This window comes from Brachybacterium sp. UMB0905 (genome assembly GCF_002871795.1).
Lineage (GTDB): Bacteria > Actinomycetota > Actinomycetes > Actinomycetales > Dermabacteraceae > Brachybacterium.
This window is the reverse complement of the sequence record NZ_PNHL01000001.1, coordinates 164,797-185,191: the sequence shown is the minus strand read 5'-3', so window position 1 is coordinate 185,191 and position 20,395 is coordinate 164,797. Positions and strand designations below refer to the sequence as shown.

The window sequence follows — 20,395 nt, the reverse complement described above, 5'->3', positions numbered from 1 at the left end:
TCAGCCCGCCAGGAACGCGCTGCATGAGCGCTGCAGCAACAGCGGATCCACGGCCGCGCACATCTCCCGGGCTGAATGCATCGACAGCAGCGTGATCCCCACATCGATCGTGGTCATGCCCAGGCGCGTCGCGGTGATGGGGCCGATGGTGGAGCCGCAGGGCATCGCATTGTTGGACACGAAATGCTGCAGCGGCACCTCGGCGCGCTCGCACGCGGCAGTGAAGGCCGCGATGCCCACGGCATCGGTCGCATACCGCTGCTGGGCGTTGATCTTCAGCATCGGCCCCGCGCCGAGCCGCGGCCGGGTCACCGGGTCGTGCCGCTCAGGGTAGTTGGGGTGGGCGGCATGCCCGGCATCGGCCGAGAGCACGAGCGAGGAAGCCATCACCTCGCGGCGCGAGACGTCATCCCCGCCGAGCGCCGCATGGATCCGCACGAGCGCATCCTCGAGGAACGGGCCACCGGCACCGGACCGCGTGGCCGAACCCACCTCCTCGTGGTCATTCGCGATCATCAGCGCGATCGGGGCGGGACCGCCCGCGGCCGGCTCCTCCCGCTCACCGGAGGCGAGGGCGATCAGGGCCTGCACCTCTGCGTGGACGGAGGAGAGGTTGTCCAGGCGGGCGGAGGCCAGCAGCTCCTCGCGGACGCCGAACAGGGCGGGGGACTGCGCATCCACCGTCACCACATCCATGCCGACGATCTCCACGGGCTCCACGTCCGCATGCTCGGCCAGCACCGTGAGGACATCCACCTCGCCGAGGCCGATGATCGGCTGCATGTGCCGCTGCGGATCCAGGGCCAGGCCCTCCTTGTTCACCGCGCGGTCCAGGTGCACCGCCAGCTGCGGCACACGCAGCAGCCCGGGGGTGTCCACCAGGACGCTGCGGCCATCGCGCAGGGTGAGGCGCCCGGCCATCCGCAGCTCCCGGTCCAGCCAGGAGTTCAGCAGAGGCCCGCCGTAGATCTCGACGCCCACCTGGGCGAAGCCTTCCGCGCCCAGCTGCGGGTTGGGCTTGAGCTTCAGCGCCGGGGAGTCGGTGTGCGAGCCGACGATGCGAAACGGCGAGCGGGCATCGGCGCCCTCGGGCGCGGACCAGGCGAGGATCGCCCCATCGCGCTCCACGAAGCGGTTCCCGGCCACATCGTCGCGCTCCCAGTGCTCCGTCTCCTCCAGGCGCGTGAACCCGGCCTGCTCGAGGCGGCGGGCGCTCTCGCGCACGGCGTGGAAGCTCGACGGGGATGCCGTGACGAAGGCACCCAGGTCCAGGGCGTTCTCGCGGGCGGCAGCGGACGGGGCGGGGGCGGTGTGGGTCATCCTGCTATTCAAGCAAACCCCGCCCGGCACAGGGGCCGGACGGGGCGACTGCTCAGGTCAACAGCGCGGGAGCGATCAGGGGCGACCCATGGACTGGTAGGTCCAGCCGGCCTCACGCCACTGCGCCGGATCCAGCACATTGCGGCCGTCGATCATGTGGGGGGTGCCCACCACCTCGCGCAGCTTCACCGGGTCCAGCTGCTTGAACTCATCCCACTCGGTCAGCAGCAGCACCACATCGGCGCCGGTCGCTGCCGCGTAGGCGTCCTCCGCCACGGCGAGGTTCGGCCGCTCGGCGTGCACGCGGGAGTTCGCCGCCGGATCGGTGACCACCACATCCGCGCCGCGCCCGGAGAGCTTCGAGGCGATGTACAGCGCGGGGGACTGGCGGGTGTCATCGGAGTTGGGCTTGAACGCAGCGCCCAGCACCGCGATGCGCTTATCGGTGAAGGAACCGCCCAGGGCCTTGCGGGTCATGTTCACCACGTGGTCGCGGCGGCGGTTGTTCACATGGTCCACCTCGCGCAGGAAGGCGAGGGCCTCGGTGACGCCCAGCTCACCGGCGCGGGCCATGAAGGCGCGGATGTCCTTGGGCAGGCAGCCGCCGCCGAAACCGATGCCGGCGCGCAGGAACTTCGGGCCGATCCGGTCATCCAGGCCGATCGCCTCCGCGATCACGGACACGTCCGCGCCGGTGGCCTCGCACACCTCCGCGACCGCGTTGATGAAGGAGATCTTGGTGGCCAGGAAGGAGTTGGCGGAGACCTTCACCAGCTCGGCGGTGGCGTAGTTGCCCACCACCAGCGGGGTATCGGCCTCCAGCATCGTGGCGTACATCCCATCGAGTACCTCGCGGGCCCGCGCGGCCTCCGCGGGATCCTCCGGCAGGCCGTACACGATGCGGTCCGGGCGCAGGGTGTCCTCGATCGCGAAACCCTCCCGCAGGAACTCCGGGTTCCACGCCAGCGGGGCCTGCACCCCGGCGTCGCGCAGCCGTTGAACCAGAGAGTCCGCGGTGCCGACGGGCACTGTGGAGCGGCCCAGCACCACGTGGTGGTCCTGCAGATGCGGGATCAGGGAGTCCACGGCGGCATGCACATAGGTGAGGTCTGCGCGGGCGGAGTCCACCTGCTGCGGGGTGCCCACGCAGATCACATGCGCCTCGTAATCTGCCGCCAGGGAGTAGTCGGTGGAGAAGGTCAGCCGCCCGGTGTCCAGGGCCTCGCGCAGCAGCTCGTCGAAGCCCGGCTCGTGGAACGGCGGGATCCCCGCCGCGAGGTTATCGATCTTCTTCTGGTCGACATCCAGGCCTAGGACCTCATGCCCGATCGACGCCATCGACGCGGCGTAGACCGCGCCCAGGTACCCGCATCCCACGGTGGTGATTCGCATGTCGTCGATGGTAACCGGTGGTCGCGGGTCCCGGCCCGAAACGCCCTCCACGGCTGGTCAGTGCTGTGGCGCACTCCCAGGGTGATGAGGCGGCCTCACCGAGGTGACGTCCGGGTGCCCTCGGATCGGGCCCGCGGTCCGCGATCCGGGGCCGACGTGGTCGGCGGAGTCCTCGGGCCCTGCGCGGGCCGCGGTCACTCGACCAGGAGCCCGGCCTCCTCGAGTTCGTCCTGCAGCTCACCTGGGAGGACCCACACCTTGTACGTGTAGTACCCGGATCCCGCGATGGCCTCCGCCCCCATCTCCTGTCCTCTCGGCCAGTCGCCGCAGGCGATGACGATGTCGGAGTCGTAGCTCTCGCCTCGGCGAGGATCGATGGTCTCCACTTCTCGGGGCGAGAGCCAGAAACCGGACCAGTTCGTCACCTGGTGGTGGGTCAGCGCAGGTCCGTGACACTCCATGTCCAGGTCGACAGACAGCGATCCCTCCGGGGCTCCTGCGGTGTCCTCGGCTGACTCCAGGGCTTCCGTGAACGGCGCCGGAAAGTCTCGCGACTGGGAGGGATTCGCGAAGAGGGAGAGCACGGCGAACGAGATCAGCATGAGGATCGCGAGAACGCGGGGTCGGGTGCGGACTGCGAGCATCACAAGCACGCCGGAAACCAGGCAGAGGCTTGCCCAGAACCAGAGCTCGTTCGCATTCCCCGGCGCCGGGATCAGAGGGTGCGGGAAAGGATCGGACGGTCGCAGGGGAGCCCACGCCAATATCGCGGCGGAGTTCGCGGGCCCGTACATCGTGCCCCAGGTGTTCGCCCAAGGCGCTACCTTGAACAGCACCACTGCCGTGTCGGCAAGGACCAGCCCGACTGCGGCAAGCAGGAGCGGTCGGCGCACCGTACGCAGAAGGGCGACTACTCCCAAGAGCATCGCAAGCACTGCGAACGGGTCGATATAGCGGGTATATACCTGGGCGTCGAAACGTTCCTGCGGCCCCGCGTTCGACCAGGCGATCACCGAGACGGCGGAGGCGACGAACAACAGCCCCGCCATGAAGCCGTATGGGCCCACACGCAGCGTGCGCAGCTCCCGCCAGACGAAGAAGGCGAGGACGACGAGTCCGAGGGCGGTGACGCCGAAGGAGCCCGCGAATTGCCCCCACGCCTGCGCGAAGGCGACTCGGAGGAACGGGCCAGGGGCGAGATTCTCGAGCTTGTCGCCGAGCAGTTCGCCCTGCCCGAATCCCGACAGCAGTATGGGGATCGTGATCTCAGCCACCAACAGTTTGACCAGCCAATAGCCGCCGACCAGCAGCGCGGCTCCACCGACCGTGACCCGCCAGTCGCGCAAGGCGAACAGCAGCAGCCACACGGCAGCGGCGAGGACGACGGCAAGTGCGCGCGCATGCGTCAGGTACGCCGCAGTCACGGCGAGGATGAAGAGAAAGAGCGTGAGCGGAGACGGGCGCTGCCACAGCCGGAAGGCCGCCAGCGCCGAACAGGCGACCAGCAGCGCCAAGAGGTTCTCAGCGAGGACGTAGTCGGCGTTGACGGTGCGAGCAGGAACGGACAGGGTGAGGGCCGCGGCGGTCACCGCCTGGGCCGTCGGCAGGCCGAGCAGCCGGGCGATTTGCATCAAGGGAAGTACCGTGACCATCGCGAGTGCGATGACGACGCCGATACTGGCCGTGTAGACGGCGGCCGGATCCTGTGTGAACCACCAGATCGGAGTGAGGAGGATCGCCCATCCCGGGAAGTAGCCCGCCCCCGACATCTGCGATACCGGACCTTGCCCGGCAAGTTCTCTCGCCATCTGCAACGGCACGATCTCGTCCCAGGGAGTCCTCGGAGCGACCGCAGTACGGGAGACCGTGACGTTGACCGCCAGAAGCACTGCCACGGAGACGACCGCTGTGACGGTCCAGAACGGGCCGGCGGCAGGGGGCAGTCGGTCCGAGAGAGGAGCTGGATCGACGATCTTGTCGGGCTTGTCTTCGATCGTGGCGCCGCGGACCTCGCCGCTAGCCAGTGTGGTCATTGAGATCCCATCGCGCCTGTGGGCGCCCCTGTCGAGAGGTGCTGCGTCCAGTGTACGACCGGAGACCATACCAATCGGATGAGACGGGAAGATCTCCTGGACATGGATGAGACGGAACGGCTCAGCCAGCTGGAGTCGAGTGGTGGGAGGCCGGGTAGCATGCTCCCGCATGCCATACGTGCGGTCAAGGGAGGGCGATGAGCCAGCAGGCGGATTTCACAGCGCAGAGCGCAGGTGATCGTCGCTCGGCGCTGCGGCGCGTTCTCGTCGTCGCCTCGACATTCCCTGCCGACCCTGGCGACCCCGTTCCTGGATTCGTCCGGGACCAGGTGATCGCCATGAAGGAGTGTGAACCGGGCATCGAGTTCACGGTGCTCGCCCCTCACGATAGGTACACGAGGACGCGGAGCCACGTCGAGCACGAGCACTACACCGAGCGCCGATTTCACTATGCGTGGCCGCACGGGTGGGAAGCGCTGACGGGGCGAGGCATCCTCCCGGCGCTCCGCGAGAAGCCGCTGCGGTACTTGCTCGTGCCCGGGCTCTTCCTCGGGGAGTTCATCGCCCTGCTTCGTTTGACCAGGACTCTGTCCCCCGATGTCATCTACGCACATTGGTTCACTCCGCAAGCGCTGTGTGCCTGCGCGGTGTCCGTACTCACGGGAGTCCCCTTCGTCTTCACCACACATGCCGCAGACGTCGACGTGTGGCACAACGTACCCATCCTGGGCCGGATGCTGGTGCGATGGGGGACGCGGAGGGCCCGGGCAGTGACGGCTGTCAGCCGACGTTCGATGGCAAAGCTGGCCGCCTTCCTCCCCGGTGCGCAGCCCCCTTCCGACTCTTCGGAAATCATTCCGATGGGCGTCGCCCTCCCCGGACAGGACTTTGCTGGGGCCGACGACCTGCGTCAACAATTCGATCTCCCCCAGGGGCCGGTGGTCTTGTTCCTGGGACGTCTGGCGGAGAAGAAGGGCGTCGATCACCTCCTGCACGCGATGTCTCGGGTGGCTCCGAAGTGCGACGCGAGCCTACTGGTCGCGGGAGACGGTCCGCTCCGGGGAGAGCTTGAGGGACTCGCTGCGAGGTTGGGCATCTCGGACCGAGTCACTTTCCTCGGATACACCACGGGGAAGGAGAAGGACCGAGTTCTCCGCGCGGCCGACTTAGTCGTCCTTCCCTCGATAATCACGGACGGCGGTGACGCCGAGGGGTTGCCCGTCGTTCTCATGGAGGGGCTGGCCTACGGCAGGATCTGCATCGCGACTGACGTGAGCGGCGCCGACGACGTCCTCACCGACGGAGTAGATGGGTACCTGATTCCACAACGAGACCCGGAAGCGCTGGCAGCTGCGATCGAGCGAGCGCTGGCCCTTCCGGAGGATTCGCGCATATCCATGGGGGCGGCGGCGCGGCGTACCGCGCTCCAGTTCGAATGGTCCGCCATTGCCCGGCGCCATCTCGACTTCTTCGAACGATTCCTTCTGCCTGGAGGCGAACGGTGACTAAAGAGCCCATGAAGATCCTTCTGATAAATAGCGACCTCGCGAAGAATCGCGGGGACCGCGCAATAGCCGAAGGTAACATTGAGCTCATCCGTGAGCGTTTCCCGAACTCACGGATCCTAGGCATCTCTCAGTATCCGGAGAGAGATGAAGCGTGGTATGGGATAAAATTCCTGGACATGGATTTTCAGTCCTTGAATCCACTTGATTTGCTGCGGCTCGCACGCATAGCGCGCCAGAGTGATGCAGTGTTTTGGGGTGGCGGCGAGATTCTCAAGGATTACACGAACAAGATGGCACTGTGGTACTGGTGCCTCAAGATCGCTATCATCTCGCTCTTCAACCCGAACATCTATGGCGCGTATCAGGGGATCGGTCCGACACGTTCGATCTCCAGCAAGCGGCTGATCCGTTTTGTGGTCGGCAGGTGCCGGCTGTTCATCGTCCGTGACGAGGAATCGCGGCGAAAGCTCATCGACTGGGGTGCCCCCGGTGATCGAGTAATCGCATCATCGGACCCTGCGGTGCTCCCGATCCCCAGAAGGCCCGACGTGCACCTCGTGCGGAAGCTTGAGGCTCAGTTCGATATCGACCCGGAGTTTCTGGAGAACTTCGTCTGCGTGGCGCCCCGCGAGTGGTTCCACTATAAGCAGAGCGGGCTGATTCCGTTCAAGTACAAGAAAAAGCTGTTGACTGCGCTTGGACGGGACTCCAGTCGTAGGACAGAGGAGTTCGACACCTACGTCCGTCGCGTGGTGGAGCTGGTCTCGCAGATTGCTGAGAGGTATGGCACCAACGTCCTCTTGGTTCCCATGCACATGGAGGAAGGCGACACTGAGCTCTGCCGTCGAATCGCAGACGGGTTTAGCGGCACGGGCGTCATGAAGGTACTGGAGCGCGACATCCTGTCTGCGGCTGAGTTGCGCTCGGTGATCTCCGCGGCCCGCATGATGGTGGGTTTCCGTCTGCACTCAAACATCATCGGTGTCAGTTCGGGTGTTCCTTCGCTGAATATCTACTACGTAGACAAGGGGCGTGTCTTCTTCGATCAGATCGGTCAGGAAGCGTTCGCGATCCCGATTGAATTCCTGCTGGACGATGACTACTACGAGAGGTTTTTCGCGCTGCTGGACAGCCTGGACCGGGACTCGCGAAGGGTGCGGAGGGAGATTGAGGGGTCCACGGATCGCCTGCGCGACTCCGTGCGCAAGGCGTTCGGGCGTGTCGATGCATAAGCTCGCGAACTTGGCGAGAAGGCTTCCGAAGAAGACCTTTGCGATACTCTTCTATGTCCTCCTGGCTATATTCCTCGTCTTGTATCTGAGGTCGATCGACTACACGCAGCTCAGCGAAATTCGGATCGCACCGATGTACTTTTTGATCGCATGCGTGCTGGGCATGATGTTCCGGTACTGGAGTGCGTTCGTGTGGATCTCGATTCTCCGGACTCTCGGAGCGCGCGATGTTCGTTGGGGCCGAGCGCTGCTCAACGTCTACGCGAAATCATGGATGGGACGTTACATTCCGGGAACCGCCCCGTGGATCCTCGGAAAGATTTACTTCGCCGCACAGCATGGGATCTCCAAGAACAAGCTGGCGGTGAGCTCACTGCTCGAGGGCTTGCTCCAGATCGTCGTGCAGATGCTCTTTGCCGTGGTGATGATCCTGCTCTCTCCGCAGACTCGTGTGCTGGGGAGCAGCTTCCGCCTCTTGCTCGCACTTGCTGCCATCGCGTCTCTGGTGGCGATCGCACCGCCGGTGTTCAACCGGCTCGTCGCCCTCGCGTATCGGCTCGTAAAGCGCAAGCAGTTCCCGAGGGAACACTACGTCAATACGCGCCTCGTCGTCGGCGGGGTCGGAATGTACTCCATAGGCGTTCTGTTCACTGGGTTGTCGCTGTTCTTCATTGCCAAGAGCGTCTATCCGGAGTTGCCGTACGAGTCGATCTTCTTCGTGATGGGCGCGAGTTGCTTGGCCAGTGCAGCGAGCATGATCGCAATTTTTGCGCCTGGTGGTATCGGCGTTCGGGAGGGCATCCAGTTGGTCTTGTTGGGAATAATTCTCCCTCCGTCGATCGCACTTGTGATCACAGTGATAATGCGACTGTGGACGCTTGGCCTCGACCTGCTGTTCTTCCTTTTGCACGCGCGAAAGCACGAGATGCGACCTGCCCCACACCCCGAGGTGTCCAGCAGGTGAAGTGTCAGGAAACGCCGAGTTCCCCCGTGGTGACCGTCCGGATACCGATGGTCGCTGTCAGTACCCTAGGTCGCACTGCACTCCGGTGCGATGAGCCCGCCCCGGGCGCGCGGTGCGCGTCCGGCCGATGATTGCAAGGTGCCCATGAAAGTCTTCGTGCAGATCCCCTGCCTCAATGAGGAGGAGACCCTCCCGATGGTGCTGGACACCATCCCGCGGGAGCTTCCCGGGGTGGACTCCGTGGAGATCCTCGTGATCGATGACGGTTCGACGGACCGCACCGTCGAGGTGGCCCGTGCGCACGGGGTGCGGCACTTCGTGCGGCACACTCGCAACATGGGCCTGGCCCGCTCCTTCCGTGACGGCGTGGACTACGCCCTCGCCCACGGCGCGGACATCGTGGTGAACACCGATGGGGACAACCAGTACAAGCAGGAGCGCATCGCGGACCTCGTCGCCCCGGTCCTGGCGGGGGAGGCGGACATCGCCATCGCCGACCGGCAGACCAAGACCATCGCGCACTTCTCGCCGTTCAAGAAGCTCATGCAGCAGGTGGGCTCGCAGGTGGTGAACATGGCGGCGGAGACCAAGCTGCCCGACGCCGCCTCCGGATTCCGCGCCTACTCCAAGAAGTCGCTGCTGCAGCTGAACGTCGTCACCCAGTTCTCTTACTGCATGGAGACGATCATCCAGGCCGGCAACAAGCGCCTGCGCATCGCCTCGGTGCCGATCACCACCAACCCCAAGACCCGCGAGTCGCGGCTGTTCAAGAACATCTTCCAGCACATGGCGAAGTCGGGCACCGCGATCATCCGCGCGTACCTGATGTTCAAGCCGCATGTGGTGCTCGGATGGCTCGGCACGGTCACCGGCGTGCTGGGCCTGATTCCCTTTGTCCGCTTCTTCATCTACTTCTTGCTGGGCGACAGCGGCGGCCGCGTGCAGTCCCTGCTGTTCGGTACCACGCTGCTCACGCTCTCCTTCCTCAGCTTCGTGCTGATGATCATCGCGGACCTGCAGCGCACCAACCGGGTGCTCATGGAGGAGACGCTCGAGCGGATGAAGGAGATCCAGTACGGCAAGCCCCGCGGCTCCGATACCGACGACGGCACCGGCATGCCCGCCCACGAGGCAGGCAAGAGCTGGGACCCCTCCGTGCTGCCGCTGCCCGAATCGGGCCAGGCCGTCCCGGTGCAGCGCCCGCAGGAGCAGGAGCCCGGCCCCACCGCCTGACCGGCGCACGGCCTTTGACGCCAGAGCCGCGTCCGGACCGCCCATCGGCGGACTCCGGGCGCGGTTCTTATATCGCGCCCTCGCGCTCCAGTTCCTCGAGCATCTCGGTCATCGTCGGGGTGAGCACCGCGCGCACGAAATCCTTCGTCAGGTGCCCGTCGTCCATGTAGACGTAGATCTCCCCGAGGATCGGCGCGCACCGCCCGTCGGGGCAGAACGCCTCCGTGTGGTCCACGAGCGTCACCCCGGCCCCGTCGGCCCCCTCCAGCTCAGCGAGCTGCTGAGCGGGGTTCTCCGGTAGCAGCTTGTCCTCCACATCGGCGCCGCACTCATCATTGGCATCCTCCGGGGTACCGCCGTCCTCGATCACGGCCTCCGCGCACTCGTACTGGTCCTTTGCCCACTTGGGGTTGTCGCGCACCGCCACGACATCGATGCCGCGATCCAGGATGTTCTGCACCGCCACCTCGGTGCTACCTGGCATGAACTCCGGATCCTCCGGGCTCTGCAGCGCCCGCGTGACCGTCGCGACCACCAGATCCGGCTCCACCCGGTCCAGGTAGTCATACACGTACTGCTCGTAGCCGGCGCAGTAGTCATCGGGCGCCACCCCCGCGTGCAGCCAGCAGCCATCCATCGACAGGTTCACGATCTGGGTGTCGTTCTCCTCCGCCCAGGTGCGCATCGCGGGGATCTGCTGGCGCGAATGGGAGCTGCCCACCACCACAATCGTCCGTTCGGCGCTCGCATCTCCGGGAAGCAGCTGCTGGCAGGTGACGTGGTTGAAGGGCTCCTCCGGCTTCCACGGCCCGCCGCATCGATGCGGGAGGTTCGGCCACTGCTTGTCGAGCTCCCACCCCTTGGGCTGCAGCTGCGGCGGGGCGGAGGTCGGCACCTCATCGGTGGGCAGCGTAAGGGTCGGCTCCGCCACTCCCGGCTCCTCGGTCTCCGTGCTGTCGCGGGTCAGCAGCGTCCACCAGGCGCCGCTCGCCCCGACCACCAGAGCGATGCTCGCCGCCACCGCGGTGAGGGAGCGCCAGGCCCGGGCCTCGAGCCAGCGGGAGCGACGCACCGGCGAGTCCACCGCACGGGTGATCAGCCAGGCCAGGACCATCGACACGGCGAGCACCGCGAGCCCGTCGGCCAGTCCCGCCCGCTCCTGATCGCTGTGGTGCAGCCACAGCACCAGCAGCGGCCAGTGCACCAGGTACAGCGCGTAGGAGATATCGCCGATCACCGCGGCCGGGCGCGTGGACAGCAGGGCATCGGCGCCCCAGCGTCGCCCCGAATACCCGGCGAGCACCACGGCGCCTGCGGCACCGAGCGGCCAGATCGCGATCCAGCCAGGGAAAGACCCGGAGACGTCCACGACGATCCCGCAGGCCAGCAGCCCCACGATCCCCGCCCATCCGGTGAGGGCCCGCACTGCTCCCAGGCGCGGGGCCTCCTCATCCTCGGGGCGCCGCGCCCCTGTGACCCGGTCCAGCCACGGCAGGGCGAGCGCGAGTAGTGACCCGGCCGCGAACTCCCACAGCCGCGCGGTGGTGTCGAAGTAGGCGACCTGCTGCTGGGTCTGCGTGGAGTGGATCGACCAGGCGAGCGAGGCTGCGCCGATCAGCGTGAACAGCATCGCGAGCGGCCCCCGGACGGGTTTGCCGGTGCGGGCTCGGCGCGCCACCGCGTAGAACAGCAGCGGCCACACCACGAACACCTGCCCCTGCATGCTCAGCGACCAGAAATGCTGCAGCAGCGGCGCAGAGCTCGCATCCCGCGCCTGATAGTCCACCTCCGCGACCACCAGCGCAATGTTCTGCACGTACGTCACCGATGCCACGGCCTGTCGCATCACCGTTGCCCATTGCGACGGGGGCAGCAGCGCCGCCGTCGCCGCGAGGGACAGCAGGATCACCAGCGCCGCCGGCGGCAGCAGACGCTTGAAGGTGTGCAGCCAGTAGCGCGGCACCGCGAGCGGCCGCCCGCCCTCCAGACGCCGCACGAACGTTCCGGTCAGCAGGAACGCGGAGAGGAACAGGAACACATCCACCCCGCCGGAGACCCGCCCCAGCCAGATGTGATACACCGCCACCAGCAGCAGGGCGAGGGCCCGCAGCCCATGCAGCTCCCGGCGGAACGCACGCCGGGAGGGCTGCGGGGGAGTGGCCGGGGCCGACAGGGCCGTGCCGGACGGATGCTCGGGGACCGCGGGGCTTCCGTCGGCGGTCGGCGCCGCGGTGGCGACGGGGGCGGTGGCCGACGTGAGCGCTGCGGTGCCTGCCGCAGGCGTCTCGGTGCCGACGGCGGGTGTCTCCGTGCGACCTCGCTCCGTATCGCGCCAGGTGCCGGTGATCGCATCGGCCGTGGACCAGGCGTCCTCCGCCTCCTGCTCCACATGCGCCTCAACGGGGCCCTGCAGCCAGTCCTCCAGGCTCGAGGTGGCGCGCGGCGCGGGCTCGGTCAACCAGGCAGTCAGCTCAGAGCGCGGGGATACCCGGTCGGACGTGTCTGCCAGCTCCGGGGAGGGCTCCTGCGTCCAGTCCTCCAGGGAATCCGCGGGCAGCTCGGGCTCCTGCTGCCACGGATCAGCCGGATCCGGGCCGGGGCGCGAGGGACCGCTGGGCGAGCTGATCGTGAACCCCTTCCTCGCGGCGGGCCCGGGGCCGGACCCGTGCACCCGGAAGCCCCGTGGCGCTCCCGGGATCCTAGTGGATCGGCTCAGCATGGGACCATGGGAACGTGAGTGATCAGCGCCCCGCCCCCACCCCGTCGGCCGCAGCGTCGGCCCCCTCCTCGAGCCTCCCCGCGGACACCGGGTTCACCATTACCGCGCGTGCCGGGCAGAAGGCCCGCACCGGCGTGATCACTACCCCGCACGGACAGATCGCCACCCCCGCCTTCATCCCCGTCGGCACGAAGGCGACCGTCAAGGCGGTGCTGCCGGAGGCGATGCGGGACCTGGGCGCCCAGGCGCTGCTGGCCAACGCCTACCACCTCTACCTCCAGCCCGGGCACGACCTCGTCGACGACGCCGGGGGACTGGGCGCCTTCATGAACTGGCCCGGCCCCACCTACACCGACTCCGGCGGCTTTCAGGTGATGAGCCTCGGCGCGGGCTTCAAGAAGGTCCTCTCCAGCGAGTTCGCCGGCGGCAAGACCGCGCGCACCGCGAGCGGTCAGGACGATGACGTCGCCGCGGGCAAGGAGCGCCTGGCCCACGTGGACGATGACGGCGTCACCTTCCGCTCCTTCATCAACGGGGACGTGCACCGCTTCACCCCCGAGATCTCCATGCAGATCCAGCACGGCCTGGGCGCGGACATCATGTTCGCCTTCGATGAGCTGACCACCCTCATGAACTCCCGCGGCTACCAGGAACGTGCCCTGGAGCGCACACGCCTGTGGGCGATCCGCTGCCTGGCCGAGCATCAGCGCCTCACCGCGGAGCGCACCCACCGCCCGTACCAGCAGCTATGGGGCGTGATCCAGGGCGCCCAGTACGAGGACCTGCGCCGCCAGGCCGCCCGCGACCTCGGCGCGATGGACGTCGACGGGCAGCGGTTCGACGGCTTCGGCATCGGCGGGGCGCTCGAAAAGGAGAACCTCGGCACCATCGTGGGTTGGGTGACCGACGAGCTGCCGGAGGAGCGGCCCCGCCACCTGCTGGGCATCAGCGAGGTCGATGACCTGTTCGTCGCGATCGCCGCGGGCGCAGACACCTTCGACTGTGTCTCTCCCTCTCGCGTGGCCCGCAACAGCGCCGTGTACACCCGCACGGGCCGGGTGAACCTCACCGGCTCCCGCTACCGCCGCCAGTTCGCGCCGATCGACGAGACCTGCGACTGCTACACCTGCACCCACTACACCGCCGCGTACATCCACCACCTGTTCCGCGCCAAGGAGATGCTCTCCTCCACGCTGTGCACCATCCACAACGAACGCTTCGTGGTGCGGCTGGTCGATGAGATCCGCGCCAGCATCGCTGAAGGCAGCTTCGAGCAGCTGCGCGAGGAGCGCACCGGCGCCTACTACGGCAGCCCCCGGTGAGTCGCGGTGACGTCCACAGAGGACCGTGACCCCCTGATCGCCCTGGGCATCGCGGTGGTGCTCGCCGCGCTCGCCGGGATCAACGCGATGCTCGGGGCGCACCTGCTGATCGGGGCGCTGCGCCTGACCGCCGGGATCCTCGCCGGCGCCGCCGCCGGGGCCGGGATGCTCGCCGTGCCCCGCCTCGCACGCCACCGCATCGGCCGCTTCCTCGCCCTCGCCCTCGCGCTCACCCTCGCGCTCGCCCTCACTGTCCCCGCCGTGATCGCCGCGCGACCGGCGGGTCTGGGACCGCACACGATCGCCCGCCTCGACCCGCTCAGTGCCGGAGACGAGCTGCGCACCCGACCGGCGCTCGATGCCCCAGCGTTCATCCACCGCGCCGACGGAACCGTCGAGCTGATCGACGATCTCGGGGTGCGCCGGGTCGCCACTGCCTCCGGCGCGACCATCGCCGTCACGGCCGATGGGCAGCGTCTCGTGGAGGTTGCGGGGGAGACCACGACTCTGCACCTGCTGGATCCCACGCTCTCGAGCCCCGACGGCACCCCGCCCACGACCTCTGCGCCCGGCATCCCCCTGGCTATCGACGGCACCTGGCTGGTGATGCGGGAGTGCGAGGATGCGGGCTGCTACCTGCACGGCTACGACCTTTCCGACGGCAGCGAGAAGCCTGTCTGGACCACCGCCGCCGCCGACCTCGAGGACGCGCGCGGCCCCGACCCGGCCGAGACCCTGCTGCCCGCCCGCCCCGAGACACCGCCCGATCTGCTCGACGCCCTGCGTACCACAGGTCTGCTGCCGACGATCCCACTGCACTTCGACCCCGCGCAGGGCTGGCTGCAGCTGGATCCGAGCACCGGCTTCCCCCTCGGGGAGGTGCTCGCGCGCCCCGAGGAGACCTGCCGCATCGCCGTGACCACCGCCCCTCCCGGAACCGGCGACGCCCTCACCGGGCCCGCCCACCCCTGGCAGGTCCTCACCGTCTGCACCGAGCAGGACGGCGCCCTGATCGCCCGCGCCCACGCCGACGGGACGGTGCTGTGGGAATCCAAGGCCTCCCCGGGCGGGGACTGGGAGGTGCTGATCGGGAGCGGCCGCGTGCTCGCCACGGGTACCGAACAGGGCACTGATGTGGTCGGTGAACTGGTCGTCTCCGAACAGGCCGCGGCCTGGCAGGCCCCCGGCGGGGAGGGCGTCCAGCAGGCTGCGATGTTCCGCGCCCGCGTCGGCATCGACCCCGTGCGCATGGTGGTCGCCAATGACATCGGTCAGCTCGTCGCCTACGACACCGTGGAGGGCACTGACCTGTGGAGTGCGGCGCTGACGAGCCCGGACGCCCCCGTGCGCGGGCGCCTCGCGGCCGGCACCGCCGTGGTGCTCGACCCCCTGGAGCGCACCCGCCCCCTCACCCCGCGCGGCGCCCAGCGACTGCGCGTGATCGACGCTGATAGCGGTGAGGTGAGTGTGCAGGCGCAGGTGGGGCGCGGGATCACGGAGCTGCATCCGCTGCCGGACGGGCGGGCCCTCGTGGTCGATGGGACACAGCTGGTGCTCATCGGGCCGTGAACGACGAGGGCCCCGGACCAGGGAGGTCCGGGGCGCTCGTCGTTCAGGTGCTGGTTGGCGCTGCGGCCAGCGACGATCAGGCCGACAGGTTCTTCTGCGCGGTCGAGCGCGCGAACCAGCCGCCCAGGCCGATCATGGCTGCCACGAACAGCACACGCAGCAGGTCCACGCCGAGGATGACCCGCAGTGCACCCGCGGTGACCCCGACATTGGGATCGATCATGCCGGTGATCCCGCCGATCATGCCCATCAGGAAGGTGCCGATGAAGAACAGGATCGGTGCGAGCACGATGATCACCGCGGCGAGGATCCCGCCCAGGCGGGCACGACCGCGCCCCATGATTGCCGTGATGACGCCGATGACGAGCACCGCCAGGCTCACGACGAAGTTCGCGATGCTCAGCAGGATCGAGATGAGCCCCGTGCCCAGACCCACAGCCCCGAGATCCCCACCGGCGTCCGCGGCCACCTGCTCCTCGGCGCCGATGATCCCGGCCAGGTTCGACCCTCCCCGGATCAGCAGGATGAGTGCGGCGCCGATCAGCAGCAGCATGCCCAGCATCTTCACGCGCCGCCAGTTCGTCCCGTCGGCGCCCACCCCGGGGGCAGATGCGCCAGCCGCACCCGGGTAGCCACCAGCGGTACCCGGGTAGCCACCCGCAGCACCGGGATAGCCGCCACCAGCGGCCGGAGGTGCGGCAGGAGAACCCTGACCCCAGGAGCCCTGCTGCTGGGGTGCCGGGGAGGGCTGCCCCCAGGAGTCCTGCTGCGGCGGAGCCGGTGGCGGGCTCTGCCCCGCGCCGCCCTACTGTCCCTGCTGCTGCGGATCCGGACCGTATCCCTGCGTCATGTGTCCCCTACGTCCTATGCGTCCTCAGGCGCCCCGACGACGCCCGGACCCAGGGTATCGGTGATGTCCACTCACCCTGGGCCCGGGGCGCGCCGTTCAGGACTCGAGCGGCCGCAGGTGCACTCGGAACGTCTCCTCGTGGGCGCTGAGGATGTACTGCGGCAGCGGCTCGGGGCCGCAGGCCGCGGAGCCCACGCCCTGCAGCGCCGCCGAAAGCGTCACCCAGGTCAGGCCATCGGGCGTGAGCGAGCCATCATGCGCCGCCCGATCCAGCTCCGCGGTGGACCACGGCCGGGCAAGGAATCCCAGCCCATCGGGCGCCGTGATCTCCAGGCCGCCGCTGCCGCCGCTCAGGGTGGCCCGCACGGTCCCGGCCCGATTGCCGTTCTCCTGCGGGAACACGTACGGCACCTGGAAGTCCGCCAGGCTCGCCGACCAGGAGCCGAAGGTGGTGCCACCACCGGTATCCGGGTACGACTCATGCGGGCCATACCCCTCCCAGGCCACCTGGTCGGGGGCCGCGGGCAGCGCGAAGGACCAGCCGATGCGCGGCAGCGGCAGCGACTCGGGCCAGAAATCCACCGGCGTCACCGTTACCGTGAGCCCCACACCCTGCGCATCCCCGCGCCAACGCTCCACGACATCCGCCCCGAGCTTCGAGCCGTCCAGGCCCACGCGGGAGCGCACCACCAGCTCCTCACCCTCGGCGGCGATGCTCACCAGGCGCCGACGAGCGTGGTCCAGGCCGATCCGCTTCCAGCGCGCCTCCAGCGGGTAGCGCGTACGGGCACGCTCGTTGTCCACCGGGGCGCGATACAGGTCCACCCCGGCGTGCTGGATCTCCTGCTCGCCGAGCCCCACCAGGCGCCCGAGATCATCGAAGTGCGCGGCGCCCACCCTCCAGGTGCCATCGGCCTCCTGCTGCGGCGCGATGACCGCCGGCGCATCCCCGGCCACTTGGACCGCCAGGTGCTGCGCATCCACGTGGTCGGCGCTGACCACCAGGTGCCCGGCCGGCACGGGGCCCTCGGCCTCGCGCGTCACCAGGCGCACCGTCGTCACCGCCCCGTCGTGCCCGGGCAGGGGAACCTCCGCGTCCTGGCCGGGAACGATGGCGGGTAGCTCGAGCTCCTGCCAGCTGGCCTGTGCATCCACCGACACCTCCGCCCGCAGATGGCTGAGGTCCCGGAAGGCGTACCGGTTGCCGATCACCGCCGCGTCCTCGCGGACCTCCAGGCGCACCGGGGAGTAGTGGTGCTTGGCATCCAGCAGCGCGGGGGAGGGGGTGCGGTCCGGCAGCACCAGCCCGTCGGCCACGAAGTTCGAATCATGCAGCCGCTCGCCAAAATCTCCGCCATAGCCGTAGATCTCCCGGCCCTCGGCGTCGGTGGTCACCAGGCCGTGATCGATCCACTCCCAGATGAAGCCGCCGTGCAGCGCCGGGTAGCGTTCGGTGAGCTCCATGTACTCCTTGAGCGAGCCCGCGCCGTTGCCCATCGCATGCGCGTACTCGATCCACAGGAACGGCTTGTGCATCGCCGGCGGATCCGCGAAATGCCCCTCCGGGACATCCAGGGCGAACCCCCGCAGCATCCCCGACAGCTTCTCCTGGTACTCCGCCCCGAGCTTGCGCTGCCCGATCTGCTCGGACTCCTCGATCGTGGAATACATCAGCGAGAAGACATCCACGTACTCCGCGGCGTAATCCTGCTCGTAGATCACCGGGCGGGTGGGGTCGGTGCGCCGCACCGCAGCGACCATCTTCTCGGTCACCGGCCCGGAGGCCGCCTCATTGCCGATCGACCACATGACGATCGAGGGATGGTTGCGGTCGCGGCGCACGAACCGCTCCGACCGCTCCACCAGCGACTCTTCGAACAGGGGATTGCGGGCCGGGCCCTCGGCGGCGCCCGTCGGATCCTCACCCCAGGTCGAATCGGCGTGGAAGCCATGGGTCTCGAAATCGCCCTCGCAGATCACATACAGCCCCACCTCATCGCACACCTCGAGGAACCGCTGATGCGGCGGGTAGTGGGAGGTGCGCACGGCATTGAGGTTGTGATGCTTCATGAGCGCCGCATCGAGGTCCTGGTTCTCCACGTGCTGGGTGCGGCCCACCACGGAATCGACCTCGTGCCGGTTCACGCCGCGGAACACGATCCGCTCGCCGTTGACGCGGAAGATGTCCCCGTCCACCTCGACGCGGCGGAAGCCCAGCTTCAGCGTGACCGTCTCCGTCTCGGTCGCGACGGTCGCCTCATACAGGTGCGGCACCTCCGCCGACCACGGCTGGACCTGTCCGACCTCGAACGGCTCCTCCGCGGTGGGCTGTTCGATGCCGAGCGCCGGGATGGAGATGGTGGCGGGAACGGGCTGCCCGTCGGCCCCATAGGCGGTGGCGCGCACGGTGCCGTGCCCGGTCGCGGGATCGAAGTCCGCGTCGGTCACCAGGTCATGGATGCCGCCGGTGGGGCGCAGCAGCAGGTCCACGCTGCGGAAGATCCCGGACATCCACCACATGTCCTGGTCCTCGACGTAGGTGTTGACCGACCACTGCACCACCCGCACCTCCAGCAGGTGCTCGCCGGGTGCGCTCAGCGCCTCGGTGACGTCGAACTCCTGGGTGAGGCGCGAGCCGGAGGTCACGCCGATCTCCGCGCCGTCGATCCAGATCTTCGCCGCCGAGTCGACGCCCTGGAAGCGCAGCAGCAGCCGGGCGCCGTCGGTGAGCGCCTCTGCCCAGTCCGCGGGCACCTCGAGGGTGCGCGAGTAGTGCCCGGTGGGGTTCTCATCGGGCACATGCGGAATATCCCGCGGGATCGGGTAGATGACGTTCGTGTACTGCGGGGCGCCATGGCCCTGCAGCTGCCATAGGCCCGGCACCTGGATCGTCGTCTCCTCGCCGAGGTCCGCGCCATCGGCCCGGGTGCCGTAGCGGAAAGCCCAGGTGCCATCGAGGTTCAACGCGGGAGCACTCGAGTGCAGGTGGGCGCGGCCGGGCAGGCGATTGCGGCCCGCCGGCAGCTCCTCCCACCAGATGTCTGGGGCGGCAGTGGGGGTCTCGGGGGCGGTGGCAGCGGGATGGGCGGGATGCGGGGTGCTCATCGGCGAGTCGTCTCCTGGTCTGGACGGTGCAGGTCCTCGCGGCCCCGCTGCGTCGGGTGTCAGTCGCAGCGAAGGACCGAGGGGTCCGTGAACGTTCCCGACCCAGGGTACCCGGGACGGGGGCGTGGAGCAGCATCCTGTGGGCCGACGTGCTACGCGGGGTTCGTCAGCCGGTATGCCCGGCGTCGGCTGCGGGCCGGCGCCGTAGCCCGCACGTTTCCTGACTCGATGAGCGCATTCAGGTCCTTGATGATGGCGCTATAGGAGCAGCCGAGGGCTTCGGTGATCTCTGCAGCCTTCACAGGTGTCTCATGGTCGAGCAGTGCGAGGATCTGCTGCTGCCGCGACGTCCGATTGATTGCTACAGCTGGAACGCTGCGATCAGGATCTGGCGAGATCGGCCGCTTCGGGGGAGTTTGATCGGTGTCAGGCGAGGCATGAGCGTCGGCTAGAACGTACGAGGCCCCTCTGCGGTCCCCGACTTTCCGTGCGAGTCCGCGCGCAACAAGGTTTGTGAGCTCCTTGGTGGCGTCAGCCGGATGTACGCCCCACCCTTGCAGCGTCTGATTCCGTACCGATGCCCCGGTGCGCAAGACAGCGAGAGCTTGCAGCTGAGGAGGCGTGAGGCCGCCCTGCCCCAGTGAGGTGACCCAATCGAGCGCCTCGTCGGTGAGCAGCGCGTGGTGGGGAACCGTCACCTCAACTTTGCGCAGCGTGACGTTGAAACGCGGGGGCGACATCCCTGCGGCATTCAGGGAGCGCATGATGGTGGGGATCCCAGAGCCGCGGTTCTCAGCGACGAACAGCGATGAATCGGACAGGCGAGTTTCCGACAGGAGTTTTGCCAGAAGCGCATTACGGCTCGATGAGACGTCGGGGGCGCCGAAGTCGTCGGGGTCGACGGGCCCGTAGAGCCCGCCGGGGCTACGGACCACCAAGCGGTCCGCGAAGAGCTCGACCTGCACCTGAGTTCCGCGAGACATCGGTGAGTAGTCGCGGTGCATAAGGGCGTTGACGACCAGTTCGCGGACCACCTCGATGGGGTACTCGAGTCGGTCTTCCCGGAGAGAACCCTGCATGACAGACCTGACTTAGGACATCGTTAGTGCCCTATCTCGGGGGCGATGGCGGTGATGACGTGGCGGGCG

General features: G+C 68.1%; 13 protein-coding genes. 6 read left to right on the top strand and 7 right to left on the bottom strand.

The window, feature by feature from the left end:
* The 3 genes from CJ197_RS00855 to CJ197_RS00845 all read right to left on the bottom strand — a co-directional run bounded on the left by CJ197_RS00855 (nt 1) and on the right by CJ197_RS00845 (nt 4,745).
* Complete coding sequence (locus CJ197_RS00855) at nt 1–1,320, bottom strand: M18 family aminopeptidase (protein WP_102234872.1); 1,320 nt, start codon at nt 1,318–1,320, stop codon at nt 1–3.
* Nucleotides 1,321–1,395: 75 nt separating this feature from the next.
* Nucleotides 1,396–2,712 carry a UDP-glucose/GDP-mannose dehydrogenase family protein gene (locus CJ197_RS00850; RefSeq protein WP_102234871.1) on the bottom strand — a complete coding sequence of 439 codons (1,317 nt, stop codon included), beginning with the start codon at nt 2,710–2,712 and terminating at the stop codon, nt 1,396–1,398.
* A 194-nt stretch (nt 2,713–2,906) separates the two neighbouring features.
* On the bottom strand, nt 2,907–4,745 hold the full coding sequence (locus CJ197_RS00845) for a hypothetical protein (RefSeq protein ID WP_146007678.1): 1,839 nt from the start codon (nt 4,743–4,745) through the stop codon (nt 2,907–2,909).
* A 197-nt stretch (nt 4,746–4,942) separates the two neighbouring features.
* On the opposite strand from CJ197_RS00845, the gene CJ197_RS00840 reads away from it, so the two are divergent.
* The 4 genes from CJ197_RS00840 to CJ197_RS00825 all read left to right on the top strand — a co-directional run bounded on the left by CJ197_RS00840 (nt 4,943) and on the right by CJ197_RS00825 (nt 9,682).
* Nucleotides 4,943–6,250 carry a glycosyltransferase gene (locus tag CJ197_RS00840; protein ID WP_102234869.1) on the top strand — a complete coding sequence of 436 codons (1,308 nt, stop codon included), beginning with the start codon at nt 4,943–4,945 and terminating at the stop codon, nt 6,248–6,250.
* An 11-nt stretch (nt 6,251–6,261) separates the two neighbouring features.
* Entirely contained in the window at nt 6,262–7,485 is a 1,224-nt protein-coding gene (locus tag CJ197_RS00835) for a polysaccharide pyruvyl transferase family protein (RefSeq protein ID WP_158239319.1), read from the top strand.
* On the top strand, nt 7,478–8,449 hold the full coding sequence (locus CJ197_RS00830; protein ID WP_233190585.1) for a lysylphosphatidylglycerol synthase transmembrane domain-containing protein: 972 nt from the start codon (nt 7,478–7,480) through the stop codon (nt 8,447–8,449). The genes CJ197_RS00835 and CJ197_RS00830 overlap by 8 nt, the downstream gene beginning before the upstream one ends.
* 144 nt (nt 8,450–8,593) lie before the next feature.
* Nucleotides 8,594–9,682 carry a glycosyltransferase family 2 protein gene (locus CJ197_RS00825; RefSeq protein WP_102234866.1) on the top strand — a complete coding sequence of 363 codons (1,089 nt, stop codon included), beginning with the start codon at nt 8,594–8,596 and terminating at the stop codon, nt 9,680–9,682.
* A 67-nt stretch (nt 9,683–9,749) separates the two neighbouring features.
* Here the strand turns inward: CJ197_RS00825 and CJ197_RS00820 are convergent, their stop codons facing one another.
* Nucleotides 9,750–12,401 carry an acyltransferase family protein gene (locus CJ197_RS00820; RefSeq protein WP_102234865.1) on the bottom strand — a complete coding sequence of 884 codons (2,652 nt, stop codon included), beginning with the start codon at nt 12,399–12,401 and terminating at the stop codon, nt 9,750–9,752.
* A gap of 14 nt (nt 12,402–12,415) precedes the next feature.
* Between CJ197_RS00820 and tgt the strand changes: the two genes are divergently transcribed.
* Together tgt and CJ197_RS00810 are read left to right on the top strand one after the other, a co-directional pair.
* Nucleotides 12,416–13,723: a tRNA guanosine(34) transglycosylase Tgt gene (gene tgt, locus CJ197_RS00815; protein ID WP_158239317.1), complete on the top strand. Its 1,308-nt coding sequence runs from the start codon at nt 12,416–12,418 to the stop codon at nt 13,721–13,723.
* Between the two features lie 6 nt (nt 13,724–13,729).
* Nucleotides 13,730–15,292: a hypothetical protein gene (locus CJ197_RS00810; RefSeq protein WP_102234864.1), complete on the top strand. Its 1,563-nt coding sequence runs from the start codon at nt 13,730–13,732 to the stop codon at nt 15,290–15,292.
* A 76-nt stretch (nt 15,293–15,368) separates the two neighbouring features.
* Here the strand turns inward: CJ197_RS00810 and CJ197_RS00805 are convergent, their stop codons facing one another.
* From CJ197_RS00805 to CJ197_RS00795, 3 genes are all read right to left on the bottom strand, one after another.
* Complete coding sequence (locus tag CJ197_RS00805; protein ID WP_233190567.1) at nt 15,369–15,890, bottom strand: hypothetical protein; 522 nt, start codon at nt 15,888–15,890, stop codon at nt 15,369–15,371.
* A gap of 348 nt (nt 15,891–16,238) precedes the next feature.
* Nucleotides 16,239–19,247, bottom strand: coding sequence for a glycoside hydrolase family 2 TIM barrel-domain containing protein (locus CJ197_RS00800; RefSeq protein WP_102234863.1), 3,009 nt, complete (start codon nt 19,245–19,247; stop codon nt 16,239–16,241).
* 152 nt (nt 19,248–19,399) lie between these two features.
* Nucleotides 19,400–20,281 (bottom strand): ATP-binding protein, encoded by an 882-nt coding sequence (locus CJ197_RS00795; protein WP_158239316.1) that lies wholly within the window; start codon nt 20,279–20,281, stop codon nt 19,400–19,402.
* Nucleotides 20,282–20,395: the final 114 nt, after the last annotated feature.

Coding starts and splice junctions, on each gene's coding strand:
- CJ197_RS00835 (WP_158239319.1), top strand. CDS start 6,262: ATGAAGATCCTTCTGATAAATAGCGACCTCGCGAAGAATCGCGGGGAC.
- CJ197_RS00830 (WP_233190585.1), top strand. CDS start 7,478: ATGCATAAGCTCGCGAACTTGGCGAGAAGGCTTCCGAAGAAGACCTTT.
- CJ197_RS00800 (WP_102234863.1), bottom strand. CDS start 19,247: ATGAGCACCCCGCATCCCGCCCATCCCGCTGCCACCGCCCCCGAGACC.
- CJ197_RS00855 (WP_102234872.1), bottom strand. CDS start 1,320: ATGACCCACACCGCCCCCGCCCCGTCCGCTGCCGCCCGCGAGAACGCC.
- CJ197_RS00840 (WP_102234869.1), top strand. CDS start 4,943: ATGAGCCAGCAGGCGGATTTCACAGCGCAGAGCGCAGGTGATCGTCGC.
- CJ197_RS00820 (WP_102234865.1), bottom strand. CDS start 12,401: ATGCTGAGCCGATCCACTAGGATCCCGGGAGCGCCACGGGGCTTCCGG.
- CJ197_RS00850 (WP_102234871.1), bottom strand. CDS start 2,712: ATGCGAATCACCACCGTGGGATGCGGGTACCTGGGCGCGGTCTACGCC.
- CJ197_RS00845 (WP_146007678.1), bottom strand. CDS start 4,745: ATGACCACACTGGCTAGCGGCGAGGTCCGCGGCGCCACGATCGAAGAC.
- CJ197_RS00825 (WP_102234866.1), top strand. CDS start 8,594: ATGAAAGTCTTCGTGCAGATCCCCTGCCTCAATGAGGAGGAGACCCTC.